The sequence below is a fragment of the Longibaculum muris genome, assembly GCF_004343035.1.
GTDB classification, from domain to species: Bacteria; Bacillota_I; Bacilli_A; order Erysipelotrichales; family Coprobacillaceae; genus Longibaculum; species Longibaculum muris.
The window spans coordinates 17,492-38,637 of record NZ_SMCQ01000017.1 but is presented as its reverse complement, the minus strand read 5'-3'; the positions used below and the strand labels follow the sequence as shown (position 1 = coordinate 38,637).

Genomic DNA, 21,146 nt, shown 5'->3' with positions numbered 1-21,146 from the left:
TAAGCATAGTGTGAGGAGTGAGATAATGGCTGCAAAGAAAAAGAAAAAATTAAAATTAAGAGTTGATCGAGTTATTATTGCAGCAGTGGCTTGCTTGATTATTCTATTTGGTCTATATAAAGGTATAAGCTTTGCTGTAAGTCATGTGATGTCACTCTTTGAAACTGAAGCAATAACTCCTCAAAAAAATGACAAACCAAAAAACTATAAAGCAACAGTCATTGTTGATCCTGGTCATGGGGGATATGATGTTGGAGCGAATATTGATGAACTCTATGAAAAAGATATATCTTTAACAACTGCAAAAGCTGTTGCTAAGGAACTTGATAAAGCAGATATCAAAGCTATCTTGACACGGGATAAAGATGAAGCTTTACATGATAATAAAATTACAGATTTAAAATTACGTTGTGATATGAGTAAAGAAAATCAAGCCAAATATTTTGTTTCAATTCATGTCAATGATTATGATAAAACAACAAATATATCTGGTTTTGAGATATATACTAAGAATAAAGCAAGTGAAGCACTTGCTACTTCTATAGGAAATCATATCGAAAAATTAAATTATTCTAAAAATAGAGGAATGCAAGATGGAAATTCTTTGGCTGTTTTAAGAGATAACAGTGTATCTTCTGTATTGATTGAATTAGGTTACATAAGAGGAAAAGATTTTGATTATCTCAATGATAATCAAAAGTTAGAAAAAATAGGTCAAGCTATTGCTCAAGGAATTATAGAAAACATAAATTAGAGGACATTAAGTCCTTTTTTCTTACTATTAAATTTCTTAGTATCTTGTTATTTTATAGTTGTATCTTATATAATAGATTTGTATTGGAGGGAGTAAGATGTATCAACATAAATTAGAAAAAGATATTCGTTGTCCTTTAGAATATGGTTTAGAAATCTTTGGCGGTAAATGGAAATCACGTATTATTTGTGTATTAGCTAAAAAAGATGTTTTACGTTATAGTGAACTCAGAAAAGAAATGGGAAATATTACAGATGCTGTTTTAGCTTCAATGCTTAAAGAATTAATTCAAAATCAAATGATAGAACGTCATTCTTATGATGAAATTCCACCTCGTGTTGAATACTCACTAACACCTAAAGGTCAATCAGTGGTTCCTATTCTACAAAGTATTTGTAAATGGTCAGGTATATATTATCGAGAAGATAGTGAGAATACTATGATTCAATGTCAAAAATGTGATTATAAAGAATAAAAAAATGACTTTGTAAAAAGCCATTTTTTTAATAAATCAAAATAAGTATATTGTAATAGATAATAGCAATGAAACAAAATAACAAAGTTTTAGGTAATGTTTTACGAATCAAATCGCCTAAACTTACATGGAAATAATCTGCAGCAACAACTAAACAAATATGTGTTGGTGATAATTGACTGGCTCCATGACATATACACATTAATAGCACCATTAATGGCATACCTCCTGGTATTGTAGCAAATGCTATAGGTGTTCCTAAAGCAATAATACCACTAGATCCACTAATAATACCACCAACAAAGAACAATATAACAAAGACTAAATAAGATGGAATAGGTAAAGTTAAAAGCATTTCTGGTAAAACTTCTAATACTCCAGTATAAGCAATCAATTCTTTTAATACCAAAACTAAAAAAGTATTCAGTATCATTTTCTTTTCAAAAGAACTTTTAACCATTGGTAGCAATTCATCAATATGGAAATGATAAATAAAAATACACAATACAATAACAATCAAAACAGCACTAACAACTGATAACTTAAAAACAAGAATAAAAACTATAATAGCAAGTAAAGACCATAAATGTTGAAACAAATGAATAAAATCCAACCATCTATTTTGACTCCTTTCTACACCAGGATCTTTAGGAATCTTACGTAGTATAGAAAAATAACCAATGAATGATAATGCACAAATAGGAACAATCATACCAATGATAAATTCAGATAAAGGAACCCCAGATATATTAGCCATTAATAATACAGCTGCATAAGTTGGTAAGGTACTTTCAGGAATATGACGAAACCAACTTGCAGTAAAAGCCTGATCTTTTGAATCTAGATATCCATCTGTTGCCTCTTTAACAATATCACCACATAAAATCATGGCTGCAGCTGAAGGAAGTAAACCAATAAATAAAGGTGCTCCACCTGCATTGATACGTCGATTATGAAATAAACCATTTAAATCTTGTTGTGCTAATTTAATCTGTTGTCTTGTTTCTAGCATTCTTTGTAAGAAAGTAATTAAATACAAAGAAATGAGAATTTGAAAAGAATCCCAATGAGTAAAGACATGAGTAACTTGGATACAAGCATCACCAATAGGAATTTGATAAAGTATAACTAACATAATGAGACCACCAAGGATTGCTTGATAAAGTGGTCTTTTTATTGCTATGAGTATAACAATTGTTAAAAAAACAATCCCTAAATAAACAACTAACATAAATAATCCTCCCTTTATTTCAAATTCTCATTTATTCTAAAATATTTGATATAAAATTTGAAGATACTATGAAATTTATGAGTGACCAATGAATTTGTGAGTTATATGTCATAAAATGAAGAAAAAAGAGAAATGGTCTTAGAAAAGTCATATAAAAGGGATATAATGAAGATGTAGAGAACGAGGATGATAGATATGAAAAAACAGAAGAAAAAAATAATTATGGGTATAGGTATTATTGTTGTTATTGGGATGGGTATAGGATTGTTTTATTTTTTTAATCAACCATCAATTGTGTTTAAGAAAAGTGTTGAGAAAATAGAGATTAATGATGATTTTGATGCAAAGTCTTTTATTAAAGAAGTGAAGCATCATTCTATAGATGATGTGAAAATTAATAGTTCTAAGGTTGATAATCATCGTTTAGGTCAATATACGATTGAATATCAAATAGGTGATAAAACATATAATTTAGATGTTGAGGTTGTAGATACAAAGGCACCTACATTTGATATTAAAGATTTAGATGTTGACTTAGGAACAAATGTAAAACCTGAAGATTTCATAACAAATCTTAAGGATGAAACAAAAACAACTGTTGCTTTTAAAGAAGAATATCCATTGAATAAAGCAGGTGAATATAAAGTTATAATTGTTGTAAGTGATGAAGCAAATAATCAAACAGAAAAAGAAGCCACTATAAAAATTGTAAAAGATGAAGAAAAACCTACATTAACTGGATTAAAAGATTTAACTGTAGAAGTAGGACATAAAATAAATTATCTTTCTGGTATAAAAGCAAAAGATAATCGTGATCCTGAACCTAAGATAGAAGTCAATTCTAAACAAGTCAATCTTTCAAAAGTAGGAACATATGATGTTATTTATACGGTTACTGATAAAGCTGGTAATCAAAATAAATATACAAAGAAAGTGACTGTTGTTGAAAATAAACCTATCCAATCAGTAGGACAAAATGGTAATAAGATTGTTTATTTAACATTTGATGATGGACCATCAGCAAATACTGCAAAGATTTTGAATATTTTAGATAAATACAATGCCAAAGCAACTTTCTTTGTTACGGGAAATGGAAAGAAATATAATTATCTTATTAAACAAGCTCATGATAAAGGACATACTATTGGACTTCATACATATACACATAACTATAAACAAATTTATGCTTCAACAACTGCTTATTTTAATGACCTTGATAAAATAGGACAAATGGTTAAAGGACAAATTGGTTTTGTTCCTAAGTATATCCGTTTTCCAGGAGGAGCATCAAATACAGTATCAAGACATTATTGTAAAGGTATTATGAGTACTTTAGCTAAAGAAGTACAAAATAGAGGATATCAATATTATGATTGGAATGCGAGTACAGGAGATGCCTCAGGAAATAATGTGGCAGTCAGTCAATTAATTAAAAATGGAACAGCAAGTCATTCTCAAAATATTATGATCCTTGCCCATGATACAGCTGCAAAATCAACAACAGTTCAAGCTTTGCCAAAGATCATAGAACATTACCAAGCTTTAGGTTATACTTTTAAAGCTATTGATGATAGTTCATTTACACCACATCAACATGTTAATAATTAATAAAAAATGCAAGAAATTCAGATATGACTCTGTTTCTTGCATTTTAAATTATTTATTAACAATATCTAAAGCTTGTTTTAAAACAGCTTTACCATTCATTGTTCCATAATCACGCATTTCAATATTAGCAACTGGAACTCCACCAGCTTCTGCTTCAATTGTTTTTTGAGCATAACGTACTTGTGGGCCTAATAAAATAATATCTGCTTTACCAGCATTGGCTTTAACTTCATTTGCTCCAACTGCCCAAATTTCAGTTTCAACACCTTGTTCTTGAGCAGCTTTCTTCATTTTTTCAACTAATAAACTTGTTGACATCCCTGATGCACAACATAACATGATTTTAATCATTGTCTTTCCTCCCTTAATTTATTATATATTTTACTATACCACGAATAAATTGCTTATGATTTTCAAAAAATGAAATTACTTTACAAATAAACGAATCATTTTATCTTTTAAAGGAGTATAAGGATAATATCTTAAAGGTAAATCAATCCAGGTTGCTTTCTTAACGATAGAACGTGTATGAGAAAATGTTTCAAAACTCTTTTTACCATGATAAGAACCCATACCACTATGACCAACTCCACCAAAACCTAATTCACTTGTCGCAAGATGAATAATTGTATCATTAATACATCCACCACCAAAACTACAAGATTTCAATAATAAATCCTGAACTTCTTTTTGTGATGAGAAAATATAGAAAGCTAAAGGTTTTTCTCTTTGATTAATAAAATGGATAGCTTCATGAATATTATGATAAGTTATAATAGGTAAAATAGGACCAAAGATTTCTTCTTGCATTAAAGAGTTATCACCATCAACATGATCAACTACAGTTGGAGATATTTTTAAATGTCTTTCATCAAATTTTCCACCAATCACAATATCTTGATTTTCAAGTAAATGAGATAAACGTTCAAAATGTTTCTGATTAATAATTTTAACTAATTGCTTATTTTCAATTGGATTTTCTCCAAAGAACTCATAAATAACATCCCTTATAGCTTCAATAAAAGAATCTTTAAGTTCTTCTTTAATCAGTAAATAATCAGGGGCTACACAAGTTTGACCAGCATTTAAAAACTTACCAAAAGCAATACGTTTCGCTGCTAATTTCAAACTCTTATCATCATCAACAATACAAGGACTCTTACCACCTAATTCAAGCGTCACAGGAGTTAAATAACGACTTGCTTTTTCCATAACTAACTTTCCAACATTAACACTACCAGTAAAGAAAATATAATCAAAACGTTGTTCTAATAACTCAGTATTTTCAGCACGTCCACCTTCAACCACAGCAACCCATTTTTCATCACATGATTCCTCAATCATCTGTTTAATAATATGAGAAACATGGGGAGCATAAGCACTTGGTTTAATGATGACAGTATTTCCAGCAGCAATAGCACCAATTGCAGGCTCAATTGACAACATAAATGGATAATTCCAAGGACTCATGACCAAACAGACTCCATAAGGTTCATATGTTTCATAACTTGTTCCATAAAATTGTGCTAATGGAGTTTTCACTCTTTTTGGTTTAGACCATTTTTTGATATGTTTTAATTGATAATTGATCTCACTTAAGACTAAACCTATTTCACACATATATGATTCAGTTGCATCTTTATTTAAATCTTTCTTTAATGCTTCAATAATACGATTTTGATGTTCTAATATCCATATCTTAATATTTTCAATTGTCTTTATTCTTTGATCAATATCTTTTGTTTGTAATGTCATATAATAATTTCTTTGCATTTCAACTAATTCTTTAATATCCATAATAACCCTCCAATATATTTATAATATCTTCATGTGTTACATACTTTTGATTAACTATTAAGGCTCCATCATTCAAAGCTCTTTGGGCAATATCTTCAATATGTTCATTTAAATCAGAAATACTAGATAAAGAAATAGGTAACTGAACTTCATCATGTAATTGATGAAGTAATTTTTCAATGACTTCAATTGTTTGTTGTGCTAATTGTTCATGAGGTGTTTTGGCATAAAGTTCTTTTTCTCCTAAATAAAGTAAGATATCACCATATAATTCATGATTTACATCAAGATTAAACTTCATACAAGGAATCAATAACATACTCATTGCATCACCATGAGGAATATGACAAACAGCACCTAAGGCATGACCAATCGCATGGACAATTCCCACCATAGAATTAGAAAAAGCTGCACCAGCTAAATAAGAAGCTAAAGAAAGTTGAAAACGTAAATTTTGATCTTTAGGTTTATGAATAGTTGGTAGTAAGTTTTGTGATATAAGTGATATGGCACTCATGGCATAAGTATCACTTAATGGATTTTTTTGTGAACAACTATAAGCTTCAATAGCGTGAACCAAGGCATCGATAGAAGTAGAAGCAGTTGTTTTTAATGGGAGGTTGGTTGTCAGTAAAGGATCTAAGAAAGCAACATCACTTTGAACATGTTGAGATATAATTTCTAATTTTACTTGTTTTTCAGGATGACTAACCACGGCTACACAAGTAGCTTCACTCCCAGTTCCACTTGTTGAAGGAATCGCAAAGAAAGGAATATCAAGTCCCTTCTTTAAATCCTCAAATCCCAAAATATCTTCAATAGAATCACATTCATGTGATAACATCAAAACAACACCTTTAGCTGTATCTAAAACACTTCCTCCACCAACAGCAATGACACCATCACATTCTTCTTCAATATAAAACTTATGAATATCTTCAATAACATGAATAGAAGAATCTACAGGTACATGTGTATAAAGACTATAATCAACAAACAAATATTTCTTAATTATATCAATATATTTCAATTGATAAAGCACTTCATCAGTAATAATCAATGGATGTTTCATATGATATTGATGACATTCATATTCCAAATGACTTAAAGCATGTTCCCCAGCACATAACTTTGTCTTATTAATAAATTCAAAATACATAAAAGATTCCTCCTTATAAAGTTAAAATAGCTTTCAAATAAATCCAAAGACTTGGTTTATATTTCTTCTCATAATGATTAAAAATACGTTTCGTCATAAAACGAGGAAATAAATAAGTCTCAGTTAAATCAACACATCTTACAAAACGCATACTCTCAAATACATCTCCCTTTAAAGAAAAACGATGTTCTAAATAAGCTTGCTTTACACTCATTTGTCCAGTAAATACCATTAAAGCTGTATCAATACTCTTAAACGTAATCACAATATCAGGATGACGATGAACCTTAGACAATCCTTTCAAATAAGCATAAGCAATTGTAATTGAAGGACCATGATTAACTCTTAATTGAATGACTTTATCCTTGTTCCATCCATCAAATTCCTCTTTCATACGCTTATCTTCATGATAAAGAACTTTCATTCCACGATATAGAAACTGCATAATAATCCAAATTAACATCTTTTTCATACTTTCACCTACTTACTTTCAAAATTTTAAGTATTTTCAACAATATACACTGATTTTCAATAAATATCAACCCTATAATCATTATGACATGACTTTATCTTATATTCAAAAGATATGAATGAAATAGTCAAAGTATTAAATTCATGTTAAAATATCTTTCAAAGGAAGTGATTTTCATGAGTTATAATGAATATAATGAGAACCCTGTTCAAAAGACATATAAACAAAGAAAAAAGAAAAAACTCAAAAGAAAAGTCAAAGTTATTATATCTTTATTTATTTTCATTATGATTACTATGTTTTTGATAAGTGATTATCCAAGGGTGAAATCTATTAAGATTGAAGGAGTCCATCAAACTCCCCAACAAGAAATATTAAAACACATATCAATCAAACCATCATCTTATTATTTTTTTATTAATAAGGAAAAAGTAATAAAAGAAATTAAGCAGTTACCTACAATAAAAAAAGCTTCAATAGATATAGATTTAATTGGAAATGTTGTGATTGGTGTAGAAGAAGCCACTCCTATAGCATATGCCAGTTTGAATAATAAAATTTACGCGATTAATGATATAGGAAGAATAGTAGAAGTTCGTCAGTCAAAACAAAGAGATGAATTAAAAGTCCTTCCCTATATTCAAAACTTTCAATCAAAAACAATGTTAGAAGAATTTGCTAGAGGGTTTTATAAAGTACCAACTCTTATGCAAAATGAGATGAGTGATATTATATTAGAACCACAAGCAGCTGATCCAACTAGATTAAAATGTTTAATGAAAGATAACAAAGTTGTCTATGTAAGAGTAGAAGATGTAGCGACAAAATTAAATACCCATCAATTTAGTTATGAAGCACTTAAAAATGAACATAAAAATGCATGTTATTTTAGTATTGAAGGGAGAAATGTATATACAAGATCTTGTCAATAAAGGAGGTATGAAAATGAAAAAGATTGCCGTTTTAACATCAGGTGGAGATGCTCCAGGAATGAATGCAGCGATTCGTGCAATTATGCGAGTGGCGAGTCGTAAAGGCGTAGAAGTTTATGGAATTTACGATGGATATACAGGTTTGGTTAATGGAAAGATAGAGAAATTAAAGAATATAGATGTTTCAGAGATTTTAAGTCGTGGAGGAACTATTTTGGGTTCATCTCGTTTACCAGAATTTAAAGAAGATCAAGTACAGATGCAGGCTATCAATCAATTAAAAGAAAGAGGAATTGAAGGATTGATTGTGATAGGTGGGGATGGAACTTATCGAGGAGCACTAGAATTATCACAAAAAGGAATATGTTGTGTAGGTATACCAGGAACAATTGATAATGATATTAATGGAACTGATGAAACAATTGGTTTTCATACAGCGCTTTATAATATTGTTGATGCAGTGAATAAATTAAGAGATACATCAAGTTCACATCATCGTTGTTTTGTGATTGAAGTGATGGGGAATCATAAAGATTCATTGGCTTTATATTCTGGGATTGCTTGTGGTAGTGAATTTATTATTACTAAGAATACAGGATATGATGAAGATTATATTATTCAGATGATGGATTATTATGAAAAACAACAAGGCAAGAAACATGCTATAATTATTGCTAGTGAAAAAATGATAGATGTTGAAAAATTAGCAGAAAGAATTTCTAAGGAAACCCATTTTTCTGGGCGTTCAATTGTTTTAGGACATATTCAAAGAGGAGGAAGTCCTGTTCCTCAAGATCGTATTCTTGCTTCACAAATGGGACAATATGCAGTAGAACTCTTATTGAATCATCAAAGTGGTTATTGTGTATGTAAGAAAGATAATCATATTGTTGCAAGAAAAATTGAAGATGCATTAAATGATGTTAGTGAAATTCAAGAAAGAATGTATCAATTATTTAATGAGTTAGTATAATTTGTTGGTTAGTAATTATACTTGAAGTATCGAAAAGATTATGTTATTATTTTTTCGAGAAGAAAACTCTAACATGGGAAAAAAAGAAAACCAGGCGCGCCAGCCTGGTTTTCAATTGAGTTAATCATCATTTTTGCTATCTGATATCAGCAGCAATATTTTCCATAATAGTAACTCCAAAAGATATCAATTGTTCAATGAATTAGTATAATTTTTTGGCTAATCATCATTTCTGCTATCTAACCATTTACAGATGATATCAGCAACAACATCTGCCACGACAGCAACTCCAAAAGAAATAAAAATCTCCAACATGGGTTAACAGCTCCTTCCCATTAACTGTCGAGTCTGATGATAGGGTTATTGTATCATGGAAAGTCATGGTGTGAGTCTCAAGTTGATGACAAATATGACGCATGATTTTCTTATAAAAGTCTCATGAAAAACGCTAAAATACTGATGAATAAAAGGAATAGGAAAATAAGCGTGAGATGGATTATAGAAAATCAAGAGAAATTAATGATAATTTTAAAAATATAAGAGATAATATTGACTTTAAAAGTGATATTTGTTAAGGTTAAATGGTAGAAAAAAGCGAAGAACAGAAAAGATTAAAAGGGCGTTAAAGAGAGCTGATGGATGGTGTAAATCAGTACATAACTTTTATGAAGATGGTCTGGGAGCTGTTATCTCGAATAGTTAGGGATAAACGTTAACTGCGTTAAAGTTTTGAGAGACACTTTGGTGTAAAAAAGGTGGTACCGCGTATATTTACGTCCTTTTATATAAGGACGTTTTTTTATTGAAAGGAGAAAGATAAAATGAAAGATCCAAAAGATTATTATTTAACAACAGCGATTACTTATACTTCAGGAAAACCTCATATTGGTAATACATATGAAATTATTTTAGCTGATGCAATCGCAAGAAGTAAAAGACAAGAAGGGTATAATGTTTATTTTCAAACAGGAACTGATGAACATGGACAAAAGATTGAAATAAAAGCAAATGAAGCTGGAATCCCACCTAAACAATTTGTTGATGAAAAAGCAGCAGTCGTTAAAAATATTTGGGATTTAATGAATACAACATATGATCGTTTCATGAGAACAACAGATGAATATCATGTGAAACAAGTTCAAAAAATCTTTAAGAAATTATATGATCAAGGAGATATCTATTTAGGTCATTATGAAGGAAAATACTGTACAGCTTGTGAATCATTCTTTACAGAATCACAATTAGTTGATGGAAAATGTCCTGACTGTGGTGGAGAAGTTCATGATGCTAAAGAAGAAGCATACTTCTTTAAATTATCTAAATATGCTGATCGTTTAATTAAACATATTGAAGATCATCCAGAATTTATTCAACCAGTATCTAGAAAAAATGAAATGATGAATAACTTCTTAAAACCAGGTTTACAAGATTTATGTGTTTCACGTACTTCATTTACTTGGTCAATTCCTGTAGACTTTGATTCAAAACATGTTGTTTATGTATGGATTGATGCATTAACAAACTATATTACTGGACTTGGATATGATGTAGATGGGAATCATGGTGAATTATATAAGAAATATTGGCCTGCTGATTTACATTTAATTGGTAAAGATATTGTGAGATTCCATACAATCTATTGGCCAATTATGTTAATGGCATTAGATATTCCATTACCAAAACAAGTCTTTGGACATCCTTGGTTATTACAAGGTGAAAGTAAAATGTCTAAATCTAAAGGAAATGTTATTTATGCTGATGATTTAGTGAATATCTTTGGAGTTGATGCTGTAAGATATTATGTTTTACATGAAATTCCTTATGATAATGATGGAAGTATTACTTGGGATTTATTGGTAGAACGTATTAACTCTGATTTAGCAAATATCTTAGGTAACTTAGTTAATAGAACAATTGCAATGACTAATAAATACTTTGATGGTATTGTTACAAATCCGGGTGTTAATGAACCTGTTGATGATGAATTAAAAGAAATTGCTTTAGCAATGCCTCAAAAGGTACAAGATTTAATGGATGAATATAAAGCATCAAAAGCATTAGATGAAATCTTTGTTTTATTAAGAAGAACAAATAAATATATTGATGATACAATGCCTTGGGCTTTAGCTAAAGAAGAAGATAAAAAAGATCGTTTAGCAACAGTTCTTTATAACTTAATTGAAGCTATCCGTTTTGCTGCTATTGCATTAGAACCATATATGCCTTCAACATCTACAAAGATTTTAGATCAAATCAATACAGATCAAAGAGAATTTAAAGACTTAACAACATTTGGTTTATATAAAGTAGGAACAAAAGTTACAGATAAACCTCAACAATTATTTGCTAGACTAGATCCAAAAGAAGTAGAAAAGAAAGTTGAAGCATTACAACCTAAAAAAGAAGAACCAAAAGAAGAAGAAAATCAAATTACAATTGATGACTTTGCAAAAGTTGAATTAGTTGTAGGAACAGTAGAAAAATGTGAAAAACATCCAGATGCAGATAAATTATTAGTTTCTCAAATTAATATTGGAAAAGAAACAAGACAAATTGTATCAGGAATTGCTGATTTCTATACACCAGAAGAAATGATTGGTAAAAAGGTTATCGTTGTTGCTAATTTAAAACCTGCTAAATTAAGAGGAGTAGAATCTCAAGGTATGATTTTAGCAGGATCTAAGAAAAAAGTTCTTGAACTTGCAACAGTACAAAGTTTACCAAATGGTACAAAGATTAGATAAGCTGCTTAGGCAGCTTTTTTCTTTCCAATTTTATAAAATATATAGTAAAATATAAAAAAAGGAGACAATATAATGATTAATTTAAAGGAGTATTTGTATCAGAAAGTTAAGAAAACAATGGATGAGTGGGATTTAAGTGATGCTTATTCTATTACATTTTTTATTTACTCAAATGAAGCATATGAATATAAGGAATATTCTAATGTATCAGTATTTAATATTTCTATGAATAATGAAACTTTTTTTAGAGAAAATTATAGTGGAGATGATACTGGTTTATATAGTGAAGAAAGATGGAATTTTGCTTTTTTAGAAATGGAAGAAACAGAAATATTAGATGATGAAGGGTTGGAAGTTTTATTTGAATGGTATAGACAAGAGGGAATAGAAAATATTGGTTATGAGGATCCTGATTGTTATGATGAGAAAATGCGTTATATTGGAAAAGGACCAGTTGGATATTATGAATTATTGCAAGTTGTAAGTGAAGTTGCAAAACAATTGATAGAAGAAGATTATTTCTTATATAGATGTGGAAAAAGAATTCCTATTATCATTCAAGATTATGAATTAACATGGTATGTTGTAGAAGAAACAAAAAAAGTTAATATCCATAATGAAGCTAAAGACTTTTTTAGAGCATTAGAAGAAGGAAATATTTAAAACAATGTCAATAAGGCATTGTTTTTTTGTAATATTCGATTTTGTTTTGTCAGATATAATCGATATGATAGAATATTATTATAAGGAAAGGATGAAATATATGAGGAAGGAGCAATTGTTTCAATTTGTTGAAGTTATTGATTGTGGGAGTATCAATAAAGCAGCAGAAAAACTATACATATCACAGCCCAATCTAAGCCGTTCTATACATGCTTTAGAAGAAGAAATGGGAAAACAGATATTAGAAAGAAATAATCGAGGCGTAACCTTAACACCTACAGGGAAACTATTATATTATTATTCAAAGTCAATCTTAGAACAATTCAAAGTCTTAGAAAGAATAAAAGAACTAGATGAAGATCAAATCTATAGTCAATTATCAATATCCGTAGATTCTATCTTTTTAAGAGATGATCTTATCTTAAATTTCTATAAACGAATAAATAGTGCAGAAACAGAAATAAAATTTTTAGAAACAACTGCTGAAGAAGTCTTACAAAATGTTATTGATATGAAATCTGAAATAGGTATAACTATTCTTAATGATATCCAATTAACTATCTTTAAAAAAATGGCAGAAATCAAAGACATAGAAATAGAAATCCTAGGAACAGGACCACTCTATGTACATATCAATGAAAACAATCCATTATCCCACAAAGAAGAAATAGATGTCAAAGACTTATTAGACTTTCCTCTTATCCACTTACCATATGATTTCTTTTCAGAACTCAACTTTTCCTTAACCATAGATGATATCCCATTAAAACAATTCAAAACAACCATTACCATGAGTAATTACCATGCAATTATCAATATGATTAATCATGCTAATGCAATTATGTTAGGAAACAAATGGCAAATCGAAGAATTAAAACATTCTCATATTAAAAGCCTACAATTCAAAAATTGTCACATAACAAAAAGCTTTGTTATTATAAAAAGAAAAAGAACAGTATTATCAAATGCAGCTAAAATCTTTTTAGATATCATTTATGATAACTATTCACACATGTAGCTATGTATAAAATCACATAACTAGGTATCTATATATAAGTATTATACAAACCCTCTATTTTGTCATACAATGTAGGTGTAAAAACAAGACGGTAAATACCCACATAATAATAAAATTTAGAGGAGGAAAAATATTATGAAAAAGAGTACAATACTTTCATTAGCAACAGCAATCGCCGTTGTAGGAACATCAGCTTTCACATTTGCAGTTTGGGATCAATTAGATGCAACTAATACAGGAACACTTAGTCTTGCAAGTCCTGTTAAACTTTCTTCAGCAAATCCTGTAACATATACAACAGCAGATAACACATTAAGTACAGATGCTCCTACTTATTCAAGTGATGTTACATTTGAAGTTAATGATGTAACTACAAAGGCAATAACTTCATTGGAGATTACAAATGTTAAAGTATATGAAAAGGATGATACAGAAAAAATTGATTTAGCAAATGATTTTACAATTTCTATTAAAGGAGCTACTGGAAATGAAGGCGTTACACAAACTGGAGTAACAGCAACAGATTCTTCAGTTGAAAAGGAAAATAAATATACGATAGAGTTAACACCTAAAGATGATAATCATGCAGGTAAAGATTTATCGGTTGATGTAATGGCTAAAATTCAATAGTTTTAAAACCGTCTTAAGACGGTTTTTTTGTCAACAAAGAAAGGAGAGTAAACAATGAGAAGTATTAAGAGATTTATATCTACAATATTTATGATAGAGTTTATCTTTTGTCTTGTGACAATTGTTTACTTTCCTGATAAGGTTGCCAAGATAACTGGATATCGTTTATACACAGTTATGACGGATAGTATGGAACCAACAATTCCTACATTTTCTTTGGTTTTAACAAAGTTGATACCTGAAGATGTAGAAATAGCACCTAATACGATTGTAACATTTCAAGCGAATCGTTTTGGGGATGACATTTTGTTGACACATTATTTTAGAGAAACACAAATAGGTAATGATGGGAATCTTTATTATAGGACACAGGCTGAGGGGAAAGATTTTTATGATAATTATGAAACTAAGAGAAGTGATATTTTAGGGACTTATGTTTATCATATTCCGTTTTTAGGGAAAGTGTTTTTGTTTTTAAAGAGTACGTTTGGGTTTATTTTATATGGTGAGTTACTTGTTATATATTTAGTTAATAGGTTAATTCAACAAAGATGGGAAGAAAAAGAGAAATTAGTAAAGGGTACTGCGTGATGCAATACCCTTTAGCTTCTAAATAAGGAACGATATGATTTAAGGTTTCTTAAGAGTTTATATAATGAAATTGTATAAATCATGATTAAGGCTCCTATGATAAAGAAATTAACAAATGTGTAATTGATATTGATATTTAATGGTAATAGGTAATCATGTAGGAATCCTGAATTAACAACAAAGATTGTTAGTGAAATTAAAGTAAATAAGTTAATGAGTGTACTGTATTTTAGATATTTTTTAGTATATATTTTTTTAGTTATATCAATGATATAATCTACAAAGATTATCATAATGAATGGTTGAAAGAAATAAGTCATTAAATGTATCATTTGATAGGATTCATGTTGAATTTGTATAATGATATCTCTTGAAAAGAAAATAGAATAAAAGATAAAGAATATTGTGAAGATAATCATAAAGATTGTTTCAGCAACATGACTAGGATAATGTGATTGATGTGGTAAGTCATAGAGTTTTTGTAAAGACCATAGAGGATCTATTTCTTGAGAGACTTTATATTTTTGATCTGCTAATATGAGTGATATAATAGCAATCACAGCAATACTTATCATAACTAGAAATGGATGTGATAGTAATAAAGCAATAATATTAGATGTATTTAAAGTAGCGATGACTTGATGTGAATCTTGAAAAGGTAAGCAGTTAAATTGTTCAAGATAAAAAAGTGTAGAAAAGAATAGATAAATACCAGAAATTAATAAGACAATTCTTTCAATAATACTGACGACTTTAGGATTAAAGATATGCTGGATAATAGGTCTATAGCCATAGCTTAATGCAATACTTCTAGGATGACCATAGTTAACAAGTAAATCTTCTAAGTCATCATATTGATGTACTGATGATTGTATATGATATTTTAAATCATCATAGACTCTTTTTTTCTTAAAGCCTAGAAAATACGAACAAACTGCACCTAAATATCTTTCAAGTAAATCATTCATATCTGAATCATCCTTTCTATGGTTTCTATTGTAACATATCTATGTGAACATTTTGAGATTAAGTATAGTAAAATTATAAAAAAGATATATAATATCTTTAGAGGTGAAAAGACATGAAAGTAAATCAACAAGCAGTAAAAGAAATATTAAAAGATGTATCACCTGCTAAATTAGTAGCAGCAACTAAATATGTTGATGAAAAGGAAATAGAAGAATTAGAAAAATGTGGTTGTTTTTATTTTGGTGAAAATAGAGTTCAAGCATTTATGGATAAATATGAAAAGTATCATGGACAGGGGCATTGGCATTTTATTGGGACTTTACAAAAGAATAAGGTTAAATATATTATTGATAAAGTTGATTTGATTCATTCTGTTAATGATTATGGTTTGCTTGATGAATTAGAGAAACAAGCAAGTAAAAGGGATATTGAGGTACATATTTTATTACAAGTGAATATTGCTAGGGAAGAAAGTAAGCATGGATTTGATGAAGATGATATGGATAATGTTATGGCGTATTTGAAGAATTGTTCGCATTTAATTGTTGATGGATTAATGATGATGGCACCAAATATTGAAGTAGAAGATACGCGTATTTATTTTCAAAAGACAAAACAATTATTAGATAGATTAAAGAATGCTTATCCACAATATCCATTAAATGAATTATCAATGGGAATGTCACAAGATTATAAAGTTGCTTTAGAAGAAGGAGCGACAATTGTTAGAATTGGTAGAGCATTGTTTCAGGAGGATGAATAAGATGAAAGAGATTATCTATAAAGTCAGAAGCTATAGTGAAGCTGTTGATGTTTTAGATCAAATTCAAGAAGGATATCGAGTTATATTAGATATTGAAAATGTTGAAAGAACAGAAGCTCAAAGAGTGATTGATTTTTTATGTGGTGGTCTTTATATTATTGGTGGACAGATTCAACAAATTAATAGTTTTACATATCTTTGTGTTCCTAAAGCAGAAGTTGAAATACCTGATGAAAATCTTTAAATATAGTAGAGATAGGGGATAATATATGAGTCAAGAAAAGATAAAAGAGTTTCTTAATGTATTTCAAGAGAAAACAGAAAGAGAAACAATTTCTATTAATATAAATACAAATCAATTAAGAATTACAGATAGTAAGTTTGGTGGTATACCTTATATACCAAAAAATCAAAATGTTCCTACAAATGATAAAGACGAACAATATCGTTTGTTGGCACAAATACGTATGGATGATTTACCTAAAAATCAACTAGGCTTACCAAGAGAAGGAATGTTACAATTTTGGGCATTAGATAATGATATCGTTGGATTACCAGATGATTATGAAGTTATCTATTATTCTCATATTGATGAAACAATTACGCAAGTTGATATTTTAAGTAAATATCAAATTACAACAAATGAAGATTTTTATTTTCCTATATCTAATGAATTTGGATTGGATTTTCAATTAACAAAACAAGCATTATCACCTTCAGATTATCAATTTGATAGTGTATTTACAAAACTATGGAATGAATGTTATCCAGATGATTTAATTGAAACTTTTCAAGATTTAGAAGATCAAGATATAGATATTATTTATGACCAACTCAATAATAGTGGTCATAGAATAGGAGGATATCCTTTCTTTACACAGTTTGATCCACGTGAGGGAGAAATGGAAGATTATCAAGTGTTACTATTACAAATAGATTCAGATAATATTGATGATCAAGAGATTATGTGGGGAGATTGTGGTGTTGCGAATTTCTTTATGACTTTAGAAGATTTGAGAAAATTAGATTTTAGTAGAGTTTTATATAATTGGGATTGTTGTTAGAATGATCCCAATTATTTTATTAGGTTTCTACTGAAATATGTGTTATACTGAGGCGAATAGAAAAGAAAAGAGGACCTTAATGAAATTTAATGAATTAGAATTAATAGAACCTTTGATTGAAGCTGTCAATCAAATGAATTATAAAGAAGCATCCCCAATACAACAACAAGCGATTCCAGTTTTATTAGAAGGACATGATTTATTTGGATGCGCAAAAACGGGAACTGGAAAAACAGCTGCTTTTGCATTACCTATTTTACAAAAGTTATATTTAAGAGATGAAGCAGATAAATATCCCCGTACAATCAAAGCTCTTATTTTAGCGCCAACAAGAGAACTAGCTATTCAAATAGATGAAACATTTCAAGCATTTAGATCTTTTGTTAATTTAAAGTCAACAGTTATTTTTGGTGGTGTAGGACAATCTCAGCAAGTGACAAAGATTAATCGAGGGATTGATATTTTAGTTGCAACACCAGGTCGTTTGAAAGATTTACATAAACAAGGGTTGTTAGATTTGAGTCATATTGAATATTTTGTTTTAGATGAAGCGGATCGTATGTTAGATATGGGATTTATTAGAGATATTAGACAGATTATTAAGTTGCTTCCTAGACAAAAACAAACAATGATGTTTAGTGCAACTTTACCAAATGAGATTAAACATTTGGTTGATGAAATTTTAGTTAATCCAAAAAAAGTTATGGTCAGTTCAGGGAATGTGACTGTAGAAAAGATTAATCAATCTTTATATTATGTAGATAAAGTGAATAAAGCAAAACTGTTATTAAAATTATTAGAAGGCAATGAAATTTATAATGCGATTGTTTTTGTAAGAACTCAAAGAAATGCAGATACTTTATGTAAGAAATTAAATCGTGCTAAGATTACAGCTGAAACAATTCATGGTGGGAAATCTCAAAATGCTAGAGTTCGTGCCTTAAATAATTTTAAAAATGATAAAGCACGTATCTTGGTGGCAACGGATATTGCAGCAAGAGGGATTGATATTGATGAATTAACTCATGTCATTAATTTTGATGTTCCACATGAAAGTGAGAGCTATGTACATAGGATTGGAAGAACGGCGAGAGCTGGAGCACAAGGAAGTGCGATTACATTTTGTTGTTATGATGAAAAAGCTGATTTAAAAGCGATTGAAAAATTTATTAAGCAAGAAATCCCAGTTGTTGATAATCCTTATTATCCAATGAAAGATTTAAGTGAACCAGTAAAAAAAGAAACAAAATCAAAACCTAAACATAAACCCAATAGACGAAATTATCGTCAAAATAAAAAAAGATAATCACAAATTATCTTTTTCTTTTTGTAAACCATAAACAATACTAGCAAAGATTCTAGGACCTTTTTCTAGAACTTTTTCATTAAAATCAAAAGAATCATTATGTGGTGAAGATACCATAGGTGTCAACAATTTCATATAAGTGGCTTTACCTCCATGAGCTTGAACTCTTTCCATCATATAAGAAAAATCATCACTTCCTCCAAGTGGACTAAGATTTTTTTTAGGTAGCTTTAAATCAGATAAATATTCTTCACAAAGCTGTCTAATCTGATTCATAAATTCCTCATCACAATTTAATGCATAAGCTTTTCCTTTTTCCTCAACCTCAACAACAGTATCATGCATAAGTGCTGAAGCCTGAATAATATCGCGAGCATAAATTTCCATATATCGATTTAATTCACTCGTAACCCCACGTACTTCAATCTCTAATTTGGCTGTTTCAGGAACAACATTTCGTCCTGTCCCTGCATGAACAGTTCCAACATTGACGCGGGTACAACCATCACTGTTACGAGGAATGGAATGGAGATTGATAATACAATTAGCCGCTGAAAGCAAAGCATTTTTACCAAACTGTGGCGATTCAGCCGCATGTGTTGATACCCCATGATAAATAACATCTAACTTAGTTGTTGCAAAGGAATCATTCATCCCAAAATACAAATCATACTTTTGACTATTCTGTGGCATAATATGAGCTGCCAATATATAATCAACATCATCTAAAAAACCACTCTCAGCAATACATTTTGCCCCTCTTACACCTTCTTCAGCAGGTTGAAAGATCAGTTTAATAGTACCATGAATATTTTCTTTAATATCCATCAGGATTCTTGCTGTTGTAAGGCCAATCGCAGTATGTCCATCATGACCACAAGCATGCATTGCCCCTAAATGAACAGATGAAAACCCATTTTTATAAGGAAAATGAGATAATGAATTTTCTTCAATCAATCCCAAAGCATCAATATCAAATCTTAATGCAATTGTTGGACCATCTCCATTTTTCAAAACCCCGGCAACGCCACTCATTCCCATTTTTACTTTTTCAAGATATTTTGGATTAGCTCCTTCTTTTTGAGCACGACGATAATTTAAATGTAAAATGGTTTCAGGTGGAACTCCCATTCTAGCTTCTTTATTCATAATATCCTCACCTGCTAAAACCTGATATCCCAATCTTTCTAATTCACTTGCTATTATACAAGCTGTTCTTAATTCTAACCAACCTCTTTCAGCATATTTGTGTAGGTCTCTACGCATTTTTACTGTATCTGGATAATAGAGAGTAGAAAGCTCTTTAATTTTTTCATACATATCAATTCACTTCCTTTATTCTATTGTACCAAGATTAAAAAATGACATCAAATATATGATGACTCTTTTTTGAAATAGTGTCAATGTAGCTTGCTCGTATATATTTATAATTCAACAAAAACTAATCAAATTGTCTAAATTTCTATAAAAAAACAAAAGGATTGACAAAAAATATAAAGGAGTATAAAATGCTCATAGTGTGAGGTAAAATATGAACTACGAAAATTATGCAGAAGAACTTATTCAATACATTACAAAAACAGAAAAGGCAGGAAGAATTGTTCAATATAATATTGCTGAAATCAAACGTGGAGAACTGGCAGTCCTGCTGTATTTAATTGATGAAAAAGATGGTGCTAATGCTGGTGAAATTAGTCATGCGTTAGATGTCAATACATCAAGGGTGGCAGCTATTTTAAATAGCTTATCACGTAAAGAATATATTCAAAGAATAAGTGATCTTAATGATAAAAGAAAAATACAAGTCTATATTACCGATAAAGGAAAAGAATTTGCGATGACTCGTAGAGATGAAATGATTCATCATATTAGTCATATGCTAAGCCAGTTAGGCGAAAAGGATGCCTTAGAATATGTGAGAATCTGTAAACGTATATCTGGTTTGATTGGATAAAATTTATGGGCATAATGTTTGAAATAAAGAGAAGATTTGTTTA

The 21,146-nt window shown here is 29.7% G+C and carries 22 protein-coding genes and 1 other annotated feature; of the genes, 15 read left to right on the top strand and 7 right to left on the bottom strand.

Features of this window, described 5'->3' with window-relative positions:
• The first annotated feature begins 25 nt into the window (after window positions 1-25).
• Together EDD60_RS11155 and EDD60_RS11150 are read left to right on the top strand one after the other, a co-directional pair.
• Entirely contained in the window at window positions 26-754 is a 729-nt protein-coding gene (locus tag EDD60_RS11155) for an N-acetylmuramoyl-L-alanine amidase family protein (protein WP_066449750.1), read from the top strand.
• Between the two features lie 97 nt (window positions 755-851).
• Window positions 852-1,229, top strand: a complete 378-nt coding sequence (locus tag EDD60_RS11150) for a winged helix-turn-helix transcriptional regulator (RefSeq protein ID WP_066449747.1) — start codon at window positions 852-854, stop codon at window positions 1,227-1,229.
• A gap of 28 nt (window positions 1,230-1,257) precedes the next feature.
• Here the strand turns inward: EDD60_RS11150 and EDD60_RS11145 are convergent, their stop codons facing one another.
• Window positions 1,258-2,460: a DUF401 family protein gene (locus EDD60_RS11145; protein WP_132226414.1), complete on the bottom strand. Its 1,203-nt coding sequence runs from the start codon at window positions 2,458-2,460 to the stop codon at window positions 1,258-1,260.
• Between the two features lie 195 nt (window positions 2,461-2,655).
• Here EDD60_RS11145 and EDD60_RS11140 point away from each other — a divergent pair, with 195 nt between their 5' ends.
• A complete protein-coding gene (locus EDD60_RS11140) occupies window positions 2,656-4,068 on the top strand; it encodes a polysaccharide deacetylase family protein (RefSeq protein ID WP_066449744.1) in 1,413 nt (470 codons plus the stop codon).
• Window positions 4,069-4,116: 48 nt separating this feature from the next.
• Here EDD60_RS11140 and EDD60_RS11135 read toward each other — a convergent pair whose 3' ends face one another.
• From EDD60_RS11135 to EDD60_RS11120, 4 genes are all read right to left on the bottom strand, one after another.
• Entirely contained in the window at window positions 4,117-4,419 is a 303-nt protein-coding gene (locus EDD60_RS11135; protein ID WP_066449742.1) for a PTS sugar transporter subunit IIB, read from the bottom strand.
• Between the two features lie 75 nt (window positions 4,420-4,494).
• Window positions 4,495-5,865: an aldehyde dehydrogenase gene (locus EDD60_RS11130; protein WP_066449740.1), complete on the bottom strand. Its 1,371-nt coding sequence runs from the start codon at window positions 5,863-5,865 to the stop codon at window positions 4,495-4,497.
• The gene (locus EDD60_RS11125) at window positions 5,855-7,024 is read right to left on the bottom strand and encodes an iron-containing alcohol dehydrogenase (protein ID WP_066449737.1); all 1,170 of its coding nucleotides are present in this window, start codon (window positions 7,022-7,024) and stop codon (window positions 5,855-5,857) included. The genes EDD60_RS11130 and EDD60_RS11125 overlap by 11 nt, the downstream gene beginning before the upstream one ends.
• A 13-nt stretch (window positions 7,025-7,037) precedes the next feature.
• Entirely contained in the window at window positions 7,038-7,496 is a 459-nt protein-coding gene (locus EDD60_RS11120) for a hypothetical protein (RefSeq protein WP_066449735.1), read from the bottom strand.
• A 176-nt stretch (window positions 7,497-7,672) separates the two neighbouring features.
• Here EDD60_RS11120 and EDD60_RS11115 point away from each other — a divergent pair, with 176 nt between their 5' ends.
• The 7 genes from EDD60_RS11115 to EDD60_RS11085 all read left to right on the top strand — a co-directional run bounded on the left by EDD60_RS11115 (window position 7,673) and on the right by EDD60_RS11085 (window position 15,047).
• A complete protein-coding gene (locus EDD60_RS11115; RefSeq protein WP_066449734.1) occupies window positions 7,673-8,428 on the top strand; it encodes a cell division protein FtsQ/DivIB in 756 nt (251 codons plus the stop codon).
• A gap of 13 nt (window positions 8,429-8,441) precedes the next feature.
• Window positions 8,442-9,401: a 6-phosphofructokinase gene (gene pfkA, locus EDD60_RS11110; RefSeq protein ID WP_066449793.1), complete on the top strand. Its 960-nt coding sequence runs from the start codon at window positions 8,442-8,444 to the stop codon at window positions 9,399-9,401.
• Window positions 9,402-9,989: 588 nt separating this feature from the next.
• Window positions 9,990-10,185 (top strand) — a binding site (T-box leader).
• 37 nt (window positions 10,186-10,222) lie between these two features.
• Window positions 10,223-12,145: a methionine--tRNA ligase gene (metG, locus tag EDD60_RS11105; protein ID WP_132226413.1), complete on the top strand. Its 1,923-nt coding sequence runs from the start codon at window positions 10,223-10,225 to the stop codon at window positions 12,143-12,145.
• A gap of 72 nt (window positions 12,146-12,217) precedes the next feature.
• Window positions 12,218-12,808 carry a hypothetical protein gene (locus tag EDD60_RS11100; RefSeq protein ID WP_066449722.1) on the top strand — a complete coding sequence of 197 codons (591 nt, stop codon included), beginning with the start codon at window positions 12,218-12,220 and terminating at the stop codon, window positions 12,806-12,808.
• Between the two features lie 100 nt (window positions 12,809-12,908).
• A complete protein-coding gene (locus tag EDD60_RS11095) occupies window positions 12,909-13,826 on the top strand; it encodes a LysR family transcriptional regulator (RefSeq protein ID WP_066449720.1) in 918 nt (305 codons plus the stop codon).
• 135 nt (window positions 13,827-13,961) lie between these two features.
• Complete coding sequence (locus EDD60_RS11090; protein ID WP_066449717.1) at window positions 13,962-14,456, top strand: hypothetical protein; 495 nt, start codon at window positions 13,962-13,964, stop codon at window positions 14,454-14,456.
• Between the two features lie 54 nt (window positions 14,457-14,510).
• On the top strand, window positions 14,511-15,047 hold the full coding sequence (locus tag EDD60_RS11085; protein WP_066449716.1) for a S24/S26 family peptidase: 537 nt from the start codon (window positions 14,511-14,513) through the stop codon (window positions 15,045-15,047).
• An 11-nt stretch (window positions 15,048-15,058) separates the two neighbouring features.
• Here EDD60_RS11085 and EDD60_RS11080 read toward each other — a convergent pair whose 3' ends face one another.
• The gene (locus tag EDD60_RS11080; RefSeq protein ID WP_066449710.1) at window positions 15,059-16,015 is read right to left on the bottom strand and encodes a hypothetical protein; all 957 of its coding nucleotides are present in this window, start codon (window positions 16,013-16,015) and stop codon (window positions 15,059-15,061) included.
• Window positions 16,016-16,128: 113 nt separating this feature from the next.
• Between EDD60_RS11080 and EDD60_RS11075 the strand changes: the two genes are divergently transcribed.
• The 4 genes from EDD60_RS11075 (at window position 16,129) to EDD60_RS11060 (ending at window position 19,149) form a co-directional block, all read left to right on the top strand.
• Window positions 16,129-16,779: a YggS family pyridoxal phosphate-dependent enzyme gene (locus EDD60_RS11075; protein ID WP_066449707.1), complete on the top strand. Its 651-nt coding sequence runs from the start codon at window positions 16,129-16,131 to the stop codon at window positions 16,777-16,779.
• 1 nt (window position 16,780) lies between these two features.
• Window positions 16,781-17,023 (top strand): cell division protein SepF, encoded by a 243-nt coding sequence (locus EDD60_RS11070; RefSeq protein WP_066449705.1) that lies wholly within the window; start codon window positions 16,781-16,783, stop codon window positions 17,021-17,023.
• 25 nt (window positions 17,024-17,048) lie between these two features.
• Complete coding sequence (locus EDD60_RS11065; protein WP_066449702.1) at window positions 17,049-17,843, top strand: YwqG family protein; 795 nt, start codon at window positions 17,049-17,051, stop codon at window positions 17,841-17,843.
• Between the two features lie 79 nt (window positions 17,844-17,922).
• Window positions 17,923-19,149, top strand: coding sequence for a DEAD/DEAH box helicase (locus tag EDD60_RS11060; protein WP_132226412.1), 1,227 nt, complete (start codon window positions 17,923-17,925; stop codon window positions 19,147-19,149).
• Here EDD60_RS11060 and EDD60_RS11055 read toward each other — a convergent pair whose 3' ends face one another.
• Window positions 19,150-20,469 (bottom strand): amidohydrolase, encoded by a 1,320-nt coding sequence (locus tag EDD60_RS11055; RefSeq protein WP_066449698.1) that lies wholly within the window; start codon window positions 20,467-20,469, stop codon window positions 19,150-19,152.
• Window positions 20,470-20,680: 211 nt separating this feature from the next.
• Between EDD60_RS11055 and EDD60_RS11050 the strand changes: the two genes are divergently transcribed.
• Window positions 20,681-21,103 carry a MarR family winged helix-turn-helix transcriptional regulator gene (locus EDD60_RS11050; RefSeq protein ID WP_066449695.1) on the top strand — a complete coding sequence of 141 codons (423 nt, stop codon included), beginning with the start codon at window positions 20,681-20,683 and terminating at the stop codon, window positions 21,101-21,103.
• The last annotated feature ends 43 nt before the right edge of the window (window positions 21,104-21,146 follow it).

Coding starts and splice junctions, on each gene's coding strand:
- EDD60_RS11155 (WP_066449750.1), top strand. CDS start 26: ATGGCTGCAAAGAAAAAGAAAAAATTAAAATTAAGAGTTGATCGAGTT.
- EDD60_RS11150 (WP_066449747.1), top strand. CDS start 852: ATGTATCAACATAAATTAGAAAAAGATATTCGTTGTCCTTTAGAATAT.
- EDD60_RS11145 (WP_132226414.1), bottom strand. CDS start 2,460: ATGTTAGTTGTTTATTTAGGGATTGTTTTTTTAACAATTGTTATACTC.
- EDD60_RS11140 (WP_066449744.1), top strand. CDS start 2,656: ATGAAAAAACAGAAGAAAAAAATAATTATGGGTATAGGTATTATTGTT.
- EDD60_RS11135 (WP_066449742.1), bottom strand. CDS start 4,419: ATGATTAAAATCATGTTATGTTGTGCATCAGGGATGTCAACAAGTTTA.
- EDD60_RS11130 (WP_066449740.1), bottom strand. CDS start 5,865: ATGGATATTAAAGAATTAGTTGAAATGCAAAGAAATTATTATATGACA.
- EDD60_RS11125 (WP_066449737.1), bottom strand. CDS start 7,024: ATGTATTTTGAATTTATTAATAAGACAAAGTTATGTGCTGGGGAACAT.
- EDD60_RS11120 (WP_066449735.1), bottom strand. CDS start 7,496: ATGAAAAAGATGTTAATTTGGATTATTATGCAGTTTCTATATCGTGGA.
- EDD60_RS11115 (WP_066449734.1), top strand. CDS start 7,673: ATGAGTTATAATGAATATAATGAGAACCCTGTTCAAAAGACATATAAA.
- pfkA (WP_066449793.1), top strand. CDS start 8,442: ATGAAAAAGATTGCCGTTTTAACATCAGGTGGAGATGCTCCAGGAATG.
- metG (WP_132226413.1), top strand. CDS start 10,223: ATGAAAGATCCAAAAGATTATTATTTAACAACAGCGATTACTTATACT.
- EDD60_RS11100 (WP_066449722.1), top strand. CDS start 12,218: ATGATTAATTTAAAGGAGTATTTGTATCAGAAAGTTAAGAAAACAATG.
- EDD60_RS11095 (WP_066449720.1), top strand. CDS start 12,909: ATGAGGAAGGAGCAATTGTTTCAATTTGTTGAAGTTATTGATTGTGGG.
- EDD60_RS11090 (WP_066449717.1), top strand. CDS start 13,962: ATGAAAAAGAGTACAATACTTTCATTAGCAACAGCAATCGCCGTTGTA.
- EDD60_RS11085 (WP_066449716.1), top strand. CDS start 14,511: ATGAGAAGTATTAAGAGATTTATATCTACAATATTTATGATAGAGTTT.
- EDD60_RS11080 (WP_066449710.1), bottom strand. CDS start 16,015: ATGAATGATTTACTTGAAAGATATTTAGGTGCAGTTTGTTCGTATTTT.
- EDD60_RS11075 (WP_066449707.1), top strand. CDS start 16,129: ATGAAAGTAAATCAACAAGCAGTAAAAGAAATATTAAAAGATGTATCA.
- EDD60_RS11070 (WP_066449705.1), top strand. CDS start 16,781: ATGAAAGAGATTATCTATAAAGTCAGAAGCTATAGTGAAGCTGTTGAT.
- EDD60_RS11065 (WP_066449702.1), top strand. CDS start 17,049: ATGAGTCAAGAAAAGATAAAAGAGTTTCTTAATGTATTTCAAGAGAAA.
- EDD60_RS11060 (WP_132226412.1), top strand. CDS start 17,923: ATGAAATTTAATGAATTAGAATTAATAGAACCTTTGATTGAAGCTGTC.
- EDD60_RS11055 (WP_066449698.1), bottom strand. CDS start 20,469: ATGTATGAAAAAATTAAAGAGCTTTCTACTCTCTATTATCCAGATACA.
- EDD60_RS11050 (WP_066449695.1), top strand. CDS start 20,681: ATGAACTACGAAAATTATGCAGAAGAACTTATTCAATACATTACAAAA.